This is a genomic window from Chryseobacterium gambrini (genome assembly GCF_900156825.1).
GTDB classification, from domain to species: domain Bacteria; phylum Bacteroidota; class Bacteroidia; order Flavobacteriales; family Weeksellaceae; genus Chryseobacterium; species Chryseobacterium gambrini.
This window is the reverse complement of sequence record NZ_FTOV01000022.1, coordinates 1-12,996: the sequence shown is the minus strand read 5'-3', so window position 1 is coordinate 12,996 and position 12,996 is coordinate 1. Positions and strand designations below refer to the sequence as shown.

At 35.3% G+C, this 12,996-nt stretch carries 7 protein-coding genes; all 7 read right to left on the bottom strand.

Going from position 1 to position 12,996, the window contains the following annotated elements; all coding sequences use genetic code 11:
* Positions 1–381 carry a hypothetical protein gene (locus tag BW951_RS21325; RefSeq protein ID WP_076396566.1) on the bottom strand — a complete coding sequence of 127 codons (381 nt, stop codon included), beginning with the start codon at positions 379–381 and terminating at the stop codon, positions 1–3.
* Positions 382–499: 118 nt separating this feature from the next.
* On the bottom strand, positions 500–1,003 hold the full coding sequence (locus tag BW951_RS21320) for a GbsR/MarR family transcriptional regulator (protein WP_029297026.1): 504 nt from the start codon (positions 1,001–1,003) through the stop codon (positions 500–502).
* Between the two features lie 125 nt (positions 1,004–1,128).
* A complete protein-coding gene (locus tag BW951_RS21315) occupies positions 1,129–3,132 on the bottom strand; it encodes a vWA domain-containing protein (RefSeq protein ID WP_076396564.1) in 2,004 nt (667 codons plus the stop codon).
* Positions 3,133–3,493: 361 nt separating this feature from the next.
* Positions 3,494–8,062 carry a TonB-dependent receptor plug domain-containing protein gene (locus BW951_RS21310; RefSeq protein ID WP_076396562.1) on the bottom strand — a complete coding sequence of 1,523 codons (4,569 nt, stop codon included), beginning with the start codon at positions 8,060–8,062 and terminating at the stop codon, positions 3,494–3,496.
* A gap of 3 nt (positions 8,063–8,065) precedes the next feature.
* Positions 8,066–10,837 (bottom strand): hypothetical protein, encoded by a 2,772-nt coding sequence (locus BW951_RS21305; protein ID WP_076396560.1) that lies wholly within the window; start codon positions 10,835–10,837, stop codon positions 8,066–8,068.
* Positions 10,838–10,935: 98 nt separating this feature from the next.
* Complete coding sequence (locus BW951_RS21300) at positions 10,936–12,060, bottom strand: TonB-dependent receptor plug domain-containing protein (RefSeq protein WP_076396558.1); 1,125 nt, start codon at positions 12,058–12,060, stop codon at positions 10,936–10,938.
* A gap of 12 nt (positions 12,061–12,072) precedes the next feature.
* The gene (locus BW951_RS21295; RefSeq protein ID WP_076396556.1) at positions 12,073–12,591 is read right to left on the bottom strand and encodes an RNA polymerase sigma factor; all 519 of its coding nucleotides are present in this window, start codon (positions 12,589–12,591) and stop codon (positions 12,073–12,075) included.
* Positions 12,592–12,996: the final 405 nt, after the last annotated feature.

Below are 12,996 nucleotides of genomic sequence, written 5' to 3'. Positions count from 1 at the left end.
TTATTTTTCCGTTTTATTCTGTTGCATCGTTTTAACATTATAAAAGCCATAGATCAGATAATAAATATTAAAAAGTACGCCTCCGATGCCCATGAAATAAAGAACATACTCAATTTTAGAATCGTTGAATAATAAAACCGCAACAAATAATAACTGGAAAAATATCAAGACACCAAAAAAATAGTACCGGTGAAATTTGCTTTTGCTAAGTGAAACTCTCAATAAAAATCCTATCAGATTTGAAATACCAATATAGAAAAGTGCAATAAAAAATTCTGTTCCGGGTGTTTTTTCGAAATAATCAGCGATAGCATACGAAAAGAATACAAGGCTAATGACTGTCTGAACTATTGCTTCTCCTATTAATATTTTACGTTTCATGTTTTGAGTTTTTATTGTTATTATATTTTCAATAATTTTTGAAAGTTTACTTGAAATAAAAAAGGAAAATTTTCCTTTTTATATTCATCCTGTTCGTTTCGTTCAGAATAATAAATGATTACTTCAGTAAATTCGTAATCTTTCCAACCAACCAATGATCGTCACTTTTTATCGCGAGATCCATGATATTGTTTATTTTTCCCGTTACAGAGCTGAAATCGTCCATTAATTTAATGAACTCTTTTGCTCCTTCGGAATCTTTATCTTCAATATTTTTCAATTCTTCCAAAAAAGAAATAACGGGCTCAATTTCTCTTTTTCTACGTTCTTTTGTAATCTGCTTGAATAAAAACCAAACATCTCTTTCAGCAACAAAATATTCTTTACGGTCGCCTTTTACAAATTCTTTTCTTACAATTCCCCAATCCATCAACGCACGGAGATTCATATTGGCATTTCCTCTTGAAATTTCAAGCTGCTCCATTACCTCATCGGTAGAAAGTGCTTTACCACTTGCCAAAAGCAGCGCATGAACCTGCGCCATGGTACGGTTGATCCCCCAATTGGTCGCAAATGTACCCCAAGTCTGAATGTATTTTTCTTTAGCTTCTGAAAGTTGCATTTTGTTTTACTTTTAATTCCTGATACAAATGTAATAATAATTTTCGAACTTTCAATAATTTTTGAAAGTTTATTTAAAATAAAAACAGACATCCTTTGAGAATGCCTGTTAACACTAACTTTAATTTATTTACTCATCTTTTTATAATCCTGAATCATTTTTACAAATCCTTTTCTGTATCCTTCTTTATCCTCGCCTTTGCTGTCTTTTGCCATTTTTTCGATCTCGGATAAATTCTTTCTGGTAATTAAATCTGAATCTCTTAAAACCAATCCGAACCATGCAACCGATGAAGCGAATTTAAAGTCTTTACTTTCCGTCTGAGATGAGGCATTTTTTATGACATGAACAATTTCTGCACTTTTTGTTCCCTGAGGTTTTTTATATCTGAATTTAACAGTTCCCAGTTCATTTCCAGACTTTTGACTGGCAGAATTTGAAGTATATTTAAGTTTATTCTGTTTGGGCAAAAACTTAGAATTTACATTGGCAGGAATGATTTCGTATAAAGCAGTCACCGTATGTCCGCTTCCTAATTCTCCTGCATCAATTTTATCGTTTGTAAAATCCTCATTTCTCAGTTTTCTATTTTCATATCCAATCAATCGATAAGATTTTACGAATTTAGGATTAAACTCAATCTGAATTTTAACATCTTTAGCAATTGTATAGATATTTCCGGCGAATTCTCTTCCTAAAAACTTGTTGGCTTCCTGCAGATTATCGATATAGGCATAATTTCCGTTTCCTTTGTCGGCAAGCGTTTCCATTTTGCTGTCTTTATAATTTCCCATTCCGTACCCTAAACACGTAAGAAAAATACCTGATTTTCTTTTTTCCTCAATCAGACTTTCAAGATCACCTTTTGAAGAAACTCCTACATTGAAATCCCCGTCTGTTGCCAAAATCACCCGATTATTTCCGTTTTTGATGAAATTTTCCTGCGCCAACTTATAGGCAAGTTCAATTCCTGCTCCTCCCGCCGTACTTCCTCCTGCTTCCAATCTGTCCAAAGATTCAATAATTTTTCCTTTCTCAGAAACGGATGTCGGAGGCAATACAACACCCGCGCTCCCTGCATACACCACCATTGCCACTTTATCTACCGGTCTTAGCTGATCCAGTAATATTTTTAAAGAAGATTTTAGCAACGGTAATTTATTTTCCGCAGCCATAGAACCGGAAGTATCAATCAGGAAAACAATATTTGAAGGTGGAAGATTATTCATCTGAATATTTTTTCCTTTCAAGCCGATCTTCAGCAACTGATGATTAGGATTCCATGGATTTTTTCCCAATTCTGTACTGATAGAAAAAGGCTGATTATTTTTTGGCTGCGGATAATCATATTTAAAATAATTAATCATCTCCTCTACTCTTACCGCGTTTTTATACACATCGCCGTATTCTATCATTCTTCTTAGATTCGAGTAGGAAGCGTTGTCTGTATCAATAGAAAATGTGGAAAGTGGCTGATTCTTTGTCAATTCAAACGGATTTTCAACTAAAGCATCATATTCTTCATTTGTATAATCATCTTTCCGGGCAACTTTCTTCTTTCCTTTTTTAGTTCCTACATGATTAATGTATACTTTTCCTTGAAGCTGATACGATCTTCCAAGAGCATAGGAATTTCGCGGTGAAGATTCAATCTCCATAGCCACGACCGATTTCGGTTTCGGACAGCCGTTATATTCCGGTAATCCGGGAACGGTAGGACACGCATCGTCTTTATCCAGAATTCCGTCGCCATCTGTATCCGGCCACGGACAGCCGTTGTTTTCTGCGGGTCCGGCAACCGTCGGACAGGCATCATCTTTGTCTATTATTCCATCTCCGTCGGTATCCGGAAAAGGACAGCCGTTATTTTCAATTGGTCCGGCTGCATCTTTGCATTGGTCTTCTTTATCGGGAACGCCGTCTCCGTCTGTATCTGGGAACGGACAGCCTTTATTTTCTATCGGTCCTGCGATTTCAGGACATTTATCTTTTCGGTTTTTAACTCCGTCTTGATCTTTGTCTTTTTCAATGCTTAATTTCTCTTTTTCAGTTTGATGATCTGCTGCTGTTTTGGTTTTACAGCCCATTACCAACATCAAAGCCAATATGGTAGTTCCTAGTTTTTTCATATGTATTATTTTTCTGAAAATATAATCATTTTCCGTTTCTCTGTTTTAAGGATGCAGATTTTCGAAAAAGTTACAGTTGAATTAATATTTTATTGATTATCCTTTATTGATCATAATGCTTAATTTTCACGCAAAGGATCGCTAAGATTCTTTTATATACCAACTGTTTTTAAGTTCGCAAAGGTGCTTCGACAAGCTCAGCATAAACTATTCACTCAGCAAAGAACTCAAAGGTTTTTCAATTATCACGAATTACGGACAATCACAATATTCTTTATTAAAACTTTATCCTTTTCATTTTTACAATTTAATTAAATGCAAATCAAATAGTTAAAAACACCGCTCCTTTTTAAAACAAACTTTAAGGCTGAATTCTGACTTTTATCCCTTCATTCCAAAATTTTGCTTCCGGCATATAATAAAGATATGCGTTGCTTGCTTTTCCTGTATATTCTCCCGCAAATTCCACTTTAAGATCCAGATTAATGGTTTTTATTTCATTTGCATCAAAATGTTCCCAATACAGAACCAGATAATTATCAAAAATTTCGTAATAGGAAACCTGCTTTTTATCCAGAAGATCCTTCAGCAAAGCATTCTGTAAAGTTAATCCTGCCGGAATTCCTATTTTCGCCGTCACCATTGGAAGCTGGTTATTTATTTTATTCTGAATAGTAATTATCATTCTGTCTGTCTCTCCTGTTTTTGCTGTTTCAGATTTTAATTTTGTATTCAGGATTAAAGGAATTTCTGCACTTTTCGGAGCTTTTAACGTGTAATATTCATAATCCAGTTTGTAAGGAAGCCCTCTTTTTGTAGGATAATTGATGCTGATTGTATTTTCTCCGTTTTTAAAAGCAGAACTCACCGAATTATTCGTTCTGATCTCTGCTCCGTTTACTTTTATCAAAGGTTTTTCTGTGCCATATAATTTTTCATTTTTTGAAAAAAATACAGATAATGCTTCCAAAGCCAAAGTTGTTGCCTGAGTAGAACCGAAGCCATAATATCCGTTGAAATTGATCAGATGATCTGAAACTTCTGCAATTTTTAACTGGCTCAACTGCTCATCTTTCTGCAAAGCCATCAGATAAAGTGATAGTGTTTCCGCATTCGCAGAAAATCCTCCGGAACCTGTAAAAGTGGTTTTTGTTTTTAAACTTTTCCCTTCAAACTGACTGTTTAAAAGAGCAACCAACTCTTTATACTGCTGATTTTTGCCTAAATTATAAGAAATATTTGCCATTAAAGCCATCTGATAAGCATCTTTTGTCGCCAAAGCACGTTTCAGATTGATTTCGTAGGCATCGTCCAGATTTCTGATTCCCGTTTTAGACAAAGCATATAAAACATACATATTTCTCGACCATACAAATTCTGAATACGGAATGCTTTTTTCATAGTTTCTTCTTACTTCAAACATTCCGTTCTGATTTTTTTTGGATAAAATAAAAGAGGTAAGATCCTGAATGATTTTAGGTTCAATATTCACATATTTTTTCAGATCTTTAAATTCAAGCAATGCAAAAGCAGAAAGTGCAACATCCGATTCCGAAGATCCGAAGTAAGTGAATCCGCCGTCACGGTTTTTATAGCTCAGCATCTTCTGATAGCCTTTTTTCATATTTCTGATCACCAGACTTTCGGTTTCCGGCGTAATTTTTTTAATCTGTTTTAAATAATCCAGAATGAAAATATTTGGATAAACCGTTGAAGAAAGCTGTTCAAAACATCCGTAAGGTTCTCTTTTCAGGCGGTCCATATTTTCAAACATCTGCAGTGCATTGTTTTCATACACATAATAAGACGAAAAGAAACTGCCTTCAATATAATCCGGAATATCAATTTTGAGGTCTTCTGTTTTGTTATTGATAACTGAATAACGGTGCGGAAATCCTTTTTCCTCCACTTTAAAGGGAAGAATCATGGTTTCTCTGAAATCTTCCGATCTTACGGTAAACTGAATATTGGATTCCACCACTTCATTGGTCTGGATTTTCACAAATAATCTGCCTGATTCCAAAGGTTTCAAAGTGATCGCACTATCTGATTGTACCACGTTCACACGATTCGGAACAATAACGTCCATTGTTATCTTTCGGGTTTCCGGAGAATTATTTTTAACCACCACCGGAATCATCATCTGATCCGTTCTTGTAAGATATTGCGGAAGTTTCGCATCTATGGAAATCAGACTTTGAGACGCATAAGTTGTCTCATCACGCCCGATTAAACCTGAAGAGGAAATTCCTTCCGTCATGATTCTGAAAGTAGAATTAGCATCGGAATTATAAAATTCAACCTGCGCTTTTCCGTCTTTCCCTGTTTCCAATACAGGATTCCAATACAGAGCTTCGCGATAATCGTGTCTGTAAGAAGTATTTGTCGTTTTGTACACCGGATAAGAAAAATTTCTTGTGTATTCGTACGAAACCAGACTGTCATTGGGAATATTCACCAATGCATAATATGATTTCGGCGTTACATCAAATTTTATCTGAGAGCGGAAATTCTTCAAAGAATTAATGACGATCACACCATTTGCACCTCTGTTTCCGTAAATAGCAGTTGCAGCGGCATCTTTTAAAATTGTTACACTGTTGATATCACTCGGATTGATGACTGTTTTAAAATTTTCTACAGGAACTCCATCCACAACATACAGCGGATTTTTATTGGCAACAGAAGCATTTCCCCGGATCTGCACATTGAGATAACCTCCCGGCTGATTGGTGGGAGTAATAACAAGTCCCGAAACTTTTCCGGCTAAAGAAGAAATAATATTCGGATTCTGCAGTTCATCCTTTCGAACAGAAACAACTGCTGCAGTTGTTTTATCCTTTAAAGAACTTTGCGAGAAACCTACCACTACAACCTCTTCTATATTTTGAGATCTTATGGTATCACTTATCATGCTTCCTCTTGAAACCGATCGGGAACGTCTGTTTTCGGAGGAAGATTTTGTTCTTTCTGTGGAAGCCGTTTTCGGAATTTCCTTTTCAGCATCTTCACGCAGTTTTATTTTACCTTCTTCTTTTACGGTTTCTTTTACAATTTCTTCTACATTAATATTATTCAGAGATTTTGCAGCCAAAGGATTTATTGCCAGTCTGTAAGATAAAATCCGGATTTTCACCTCTTGTTTTGGCTGTACAGATTTCGCAATCAGCTTATTGGAATAATTTCTATTAAGATCATAGAAATAAAACAAGCCATTTTCTGAGGTCGTCTGTTTCAGGATTTTACCATCCTCAAGGAAATACACATCGGCTTTTACGGGATTTCCTTTTTCATCTTCTACAATTCCGTAGATGGGATTTTTCTTTTCGGGAAGATATTTGTATTTTCTGTTTTTGATAACTTCAGGAATCATTTCAAAATATTGGTAACCATTGGTAAGCATTACCAAATCGAGGCTTTTGGTTCTTTTTTCTTCTTTTTTATCGAAATAAAACTGTGGTCTTTCAATTTTTCCTTTCAGCTCAGAATCCATCAGCAGCCACGAAAGAATATGATTCTGCTTATCGTCTGCATACGTCCAGAGTTTATCATCCACAACACTCAGAGCGAGATTTGCAGGAATTGGTTTGTTATTTTCGTCTGTGGTTTCGATATTCACAATCACTTTTTCTCTCGGAAGATAATTTTGCTTTACCGGTTTTACTTTCACATTCATCTGTTTCTTCTCATTCGTAAAAACAATGCGTTCTGCCAAAGGAATATCACGTTCAAACACCGTAAATCGGCAAATACCGATCGGAAATTCATTTTCCAAAAGTTCTAATTCATTTAATCCTTTTTTTAATGAAATGGTTTTGCTGTACATTTCTTTATCACGGAAATTTCCTTTGAGAATAACATCTTTTTCATCTGTTGAACGGATTTTAAAAACAATCTTCAGATTTTCTTTATTGATATTGAAAACAATTCCTTCGTCTTTTGCCATAGGAAGCGGATAAACGGCTGAAATATTTTCAGGTTTCAATACTTTAGCATAATAATTTTCACCTCTTTTAGGTATCAGAAGAAAACTTCCCATCCCGAAATTATATGCTGTAGTTTCAGTAATTTTCTGATGATTTTGATTAAAAATTTCCAATGTGGCATCAACTGGCTTTTCAAATTCATCCAGAATTTTATAGGCAATATTCTGTTCAATTCCATTAATGAAAGTTCCGCCTTCCGGCATGAATTTCACGTCAAGCTTATTCAGTACAATCGGAATATTTCTTGAAATGGATTCTGTAAAACCGTCGAAATTGATTTTAATGGTTAACAGCGCATCGGAAGATTTTAAAACAGCAGGAAGTCTGAATTTCAGTTGATTTTTCCCTTCTTTGTCCGTTATCAGCTTACCCTCTGAAATCTTTTCACCGTTATGCATTACCGTGTAATCTCCTTCGTAAAAAGGAATCGGAAGATTGCTGAGACTTCTCATCGAAAAATCGGCAAGAACCTCATCTCCTGCTCCATATCCTTTTTTGGGAAACTCCAGTTTCATCAGAATTCTTGGCGAAACAATTTTCTGGAGGGTAATTTCTTTCTCGAAAGCATTTTTTCCGTCTTCATTCTGCATCCAGTTGGTGAAAGCGCGCAATTTGTATATTCCGCCCTTCATGTCGCTGTTAAAATAAAAATAGCCTTCCGAATAGCCGTTTGTAATTTCGTATTTTGCTTTTTTTACGACCGTTCCGCTTGGATCTGTCAATTCAAAATTGACGGCTTTGCTCTGATCGGCGGGAAGATTATTTTCTGCCTTTACCGTGTAAATTTTAAAATACATTTCCTCACCGGGTTTATAAAAAACATGGTTGGTCTGGATGTACGTTTTTTCTTTTTCGAAATTTTTAAACGGTTCCTGAGCTTTTGAAAGAGAAGCAAAAACCAGAAAAAATAATCTTAAAATAAATGTTGTAACCTTGAAATTCATACCTTAAAATTGAAATGAAACCATACAGCCAAAAGTTTTAAACGACGGAAGATTGAAAAAATCCAGTCCTCTTCCGTTATCCGAATCATAGAAATTCTGATTGGAATCTACGCCACGATTCGCCTGCCAAAGAAGAATATTATTCACATAGAACGTAATTCCCAAACCTTTTTTAAATTGCCCGACATCGAATTTTGCCGTTAGAGAAACCGCATTAATTCTCACATAATCCGCTTTCTGAACATAGTCTTCCGCAACGCCCAAATATCCGTATCTCGTCCATCGGTTTTTCGAAACATCCTGATTGGGATCGTAAAAATCAACAGGAATCTGATTGGGATTTCCACCGGAATTTACTCCCTGAAAAACATAATTTTTAATATTTCTGTCGTCTCCGGAAGTTTGGGAACGTCCGTAATAATCAAGAACAGCCTGAGTTCCATTCCAGACCTGTCCGCCTTTTTTCCATTCCCAGTTGATATCTAAAGTGAGCATTTTATACGTGAAATTATGATTGAATTTAACGACAAAATCCGGTGTAGGATCTGCAATTATTTTGGAACCATTCGCTTTTTTAGGATAACCCAATTCATCGATAATCAACTCTCCGTTGTTATTTCTTTCGAAATAACTTCCTACACCCGCTCCCAGAACTTCACCTTCCGACAATGTTTTATAAATGTCTTTAAAACCTGAAACCGCTGTATTATGATATCCCGGATTTACCCGATCCACCATATCTCTGTACTTAAAAAATGAAGCTTTCTGACTCATCCTGAAATCTGAACCCAGATAAACATTATCAAAAAAGAAATTCACTTCCAGTCCGCGGTACGTGTGATCTGCAAGGTTTTTCAGTTTTAAATTGCCATTTTCAAAAACCGGAAAAATATCATTGCTGATTTTCCGCTGAAAATATTCTGCTTCAATGCCTAAATTATATCTTGAAGTCAGCCTGAAACCCGTTTTCCATTCTTTAGAATCAATATTCGACAGATTTTTAAAGGTTTCAACTTCCTGAATCGGAAAATACTGATTTGAATTCTGCGCATTCAGCAAAATGGTTGCGTAAGAAGCATAGGATTTTGTGATTTCCGGCTCCGAGCTTAGCTGAGTGTAGGCTCCTAAAATTTTAAAATTGATGTTTCTCCAGTTGAATATTTCTTTAAAAGTAAAATATGCACCCACTTTAGGAAGAAAATAATTATTTTTAAGTGAAGTATTTGAAATGTAGAAAGAATTTCCTGCATTCAATCCCATTTCAAAATCTCCGTAGCCATCATAATTTAGCCTGTATTCGAAGATATAATCCTGCGAAGTTCTCTGGTAAATATAATTTTTACTGTTTAAAGTATTATCAATCTCCGATCTGTTATTATTGACAATAAAATTGAGATTAAAACGATGTTTCCAATAATATTCATTTACCGAATAATCTCCTGAAATACTGGAATTATACAATTTATTGTTTTGCGTTCTCCCATTTCGAAGACCTTCGGGAAAACCATACGTTGAAGGTTTATAGTGATCGAGATTCAGGAAGAAATCGTTTTCGTAAGATTGTGTGATATTCAGCTTAAAATGACTCCAGTCCCGCGAAATTCCGAAATTGAACTGTCTTCTTCTATCTCTGGAATTGTATTGATTATCCTCATAAAATAAAAATTCAGGATTGTCTGCAAACTTGCTGTAGTTTCTCTGGGAACCATCGGTAAGAAAAATCTTCTGAGCATTGGAAAAAGAAACCGGCGTCAGTAAAGAATTTTGATAAACCCTGTTGAACAACCCAATTCTGTTGGAGTTTGTTGCTTTGTTTTCGTCGTAAACAAAAGCTGCATCCACATTAAATTTTAAAATTTTCGAGCTTAGCTTTGTTTTAAAAGAATTAAGAATACTGTACTGATCCATGAAATACATCTGATCTTTCTGCTGTCCGAGATCCAGTGAAATCCGAAACTTTTCATCGTAATAGTATTCATTATTTTTGAAAAACAGATTCAGCCTCAATTGATTATTGTAACCAACTGTCGTTTTAAAAATGTTGTTATTATAAGTTTTCGCGGGAGAATTTCCGTTTATGAGAGGAATGAGCTTTCCGTTCAGATCATATTCATAAGGCTGATTATCAAACTGTAAAGTTGAAATATCCGGTCCGAAACTGAACATTTCATTGGTTTCGGGACCTTTCCAAACCAGTTCTCCGTTTTCAGATCTTCCCTGAACATATTGATTCTGGGTTTTCGGAACAGAATTTCTGCTTTTTACTTCCGCTGAAGTGGTAAAACTTCCGTTTAAAAACAAAAATTTCTGGGTTCGTCCTTTTAAACTGATGAGATTCTTATCAATTTCTTTTAGGTTTCTGATAGAATAATAATCAAACAAATTAACTTTCAGGTTTTGTCCTGAGTTTTCTATACTAAATTCATTTTTCCGTTCTTTTGAAACCAAACTGTCGTACGTATTATTTTGAATATTTTGAACACTTCTTTTCTCTATCTGGTTTTCCAAAATAGTTTTCAGCTCACGGGCTCCGTATACAACCGCTTTGTTTTTACCGTTGTTCCAAACCAAAGTATCGTAATCTTTTGCTGCGATGATGGCAAAACCTTTTTCATCGGTAAGTTCATAAACTCCGCTGTTTTTGTTCAGAACCTTTAAAAAATTCTGTGGCTTTTCTTTTTCGTTTAAAAATATTCCGGAATAATACTGTTGAGAATTCTGCGCAAACAGGCAGTTAACCGCAAACAGCGGAAGCAGACAATACAAGTTCTTCATGGTCTTTTCTTGATTAAAAGGCGAAAAAAGAAACCTCCGAAGAAATTTCTTTTTTCAGATTTATATTGAATGAATATTAGTTTTGGAGATTTAGAAAACTATTTTTTCAGCAGTTTTTCTTTTTTAAGAAGCTTTTTCAGCATTCTTTTTTCTTTTCTGGAAATGTCTTTAGTTTCCACCAGAACAGCTCCATTCGCGGCTTGGTTTCCGAAAAGTGCGGTTGCTGTATCTGCTTTAAAAACACGGATGGATTCTATTTTTTTAGGATCAATTCTCTTGAAAAGTTCTGAGTCTGTTGCCTTTCCGTTGATGACGAACAGCGGACTGTTATTTGCCTTGGATGAACCTTCACAACTGATCGAAATATCCACTTTTCCGGAACCCTGTCTTCCCGAAATTGAATTGATATTCACGCCTGAAGCTGCTCCGCGAATTGAATTTATGGCTTCTTTGTTCCCTATTCTGTTTGCCAAACCCTGATAATTTCCTGCAATTGGCTGTTTTGCTTTAAGATATCCTTTATTGTACGCCAGAATTTCGGGTTCCTGAGAAGATTCTTTAAGATCATACGGATTGGTAGAATAAACTGCTTCTGCGGTATCTGCAACTGCGTTAAGCTCCATAATTTTCTTTTTCTCTGATGAAGATGAATCCAGAGAATTTACCATCGAAACTTTTTCTTTCTTAATTCCCATCGCAATTACCACTTCAGTATTTTGATTTTTAGGAGCGTATTCAATTATTTTATTTTCTCTTTCAAGAACTACCGGTTCTTCAGAACGTGCAGGAGAAGCTAACGGAGTAGATGAAACAACAGGAAACGGAGCCTGGATTGCAACTGGCGGAGCTTCAGCAGCTATCGTTACAGGAGGTAAAGTTTCTTTTTGGATATTCACTTTTATAATACTGTCAGCTTTCTGAATGTGTTCCGAAATAGCAGCAGAAGGTTTATTTTCGGAAATTATATTTTTTGCAATAATTTGTTGGGTTACTTCCGCGTTTTCTTTTTTACCGGAAAAGTAAAAGATTCCGGAACCGATTAATAAACTTGCGGCAATTCCGTAAGGAAGCCAGATCGGAACTATTTTACTCTTTTTTTGTTCTTTTTTGTCTAATTTTTCTTCCACTTTTGCCCAAACTTTATCAAACCCAGGAAAAGTCGCAGGTTCTTCCAATGTTTTAGAAGCCTCGTTGAATGTTTTATCTATTGAATTGTTTTCCATTGTTGTAAAAGTTTAAATGTTTTGATTAACCAAAAGTTCCTGAAGTCTTTTTCTGGCAAAATTGAGCTGAGATTTTGAGGTTCCTTCACTAATGGAAAGCATGGTTGCAATTTCTTTGTGAGGATATCCTTCGATGGCAAAAAGGTTGAAAATGGCTCTGCAGCCTTCCGGAAGAAAGTTCAAAAGGCTTAAAATATCTTTTTCAAATGATATATTTTCCATCGCAGAATCTGTAGAAACGGCATGATTGTCTTCTAAAGAAATATGCAGTTCTTTAGTGGATCTTAATTTCTGCAGACATTCATTCACTGCAATTTTTTTTGCCCATGCTTCGAAAATATCGGGATTATGAAGCTGGCTCATTTTCGTGAAAATCTTATAGAAGCTGTCCGCCAGAACTTCTTCGATATCTTCATCGTTTTTCAGATACCGCTTGCAAACGGTGTACAGTTTTCCCGCCATCATTTCGTAGACTTTCCGCTGCGCGTTGCGGTCGTTCCGCTGACATTCTAATAGTAACTCTCGTTCCATAATCAGGCTTTATATCTACATAGATGCATAAAATTTCAAAAAGGTTGGAAACATCATCAACTTTTTTGAAAAAATAATGAATTTTAGTGAAGGCGGCAAATGAATTTAAGAACGAAAACATCTGTAAATGAATTCTATACTTCATATTTTTGAAATATTTTCTTTTTTATTTTTTTAAAAATTATTTTCACAAAGTTTATAATGCCGCAATTATCTGAATGTAGTGGAAAAACTGTTGTCAGATGTTTTCAGGATGACAAATTTTAATGGTGTTTACAATTGTTGAAATGAAGGACTTCTGCCTTAGCCGCGATGTTCTATGTTAATACGCAAATTAATCAGGTTAAAATTTTAAAGTTTTTTTGATAATCTGGTTGATAAGCCATTTTGTTTTTTACCACACCG

Coding starts and splice junctions, on each gene's coding strand:
- BW951_RS21325 (WP_076396566.1), bottom strand. CDS start 381: ATGAAACGTAAAATATTAATAGGAGAAGCAATAGTTCAGACAGTCATT.
- BW951_RS21320 (WP_029297026.1), bottom strand. CDS start 1,003: ATGCAACTTTCAGAAGCTAAAGAAAAATACATTCAGACTTGGGGTACA.
- BW951_RS21315 (WP_076396564.1), bottom strand. CDS start 3,132: ATGAAAAAACTAGGAACTACCATATTGGCTTTGATGTTGGTAATGGGC.
- BW951_RS21310 (WP_076396562.1), bottom strand. CDS start 8,062: ATGAATTTCAAGGTTACAACATTTATTTTAAGATTATTTTTTCTGGTT.
- BW951_RS21305 (WP_076396560.1), bottom strand. CDS start 10,837: ATGAAGAACTTGTATTGTCTGCTTCCGCTGTTTGCGGTTAACTGCCTG.
- BW951_RS21300 (WP_076396558.1), bottom strand. CDS start 12,060: ATGGAAAACAATTCAATAGATAAAACATTCAACGAGGCTTCTAAAACA.
- BW951_RS21295 (WP_076396556.1), bottom strand. CDS start 12,591: ATGGAACGAGAGTTACTATTAGAATGTCAGCGGAACGACCGCAACGCG.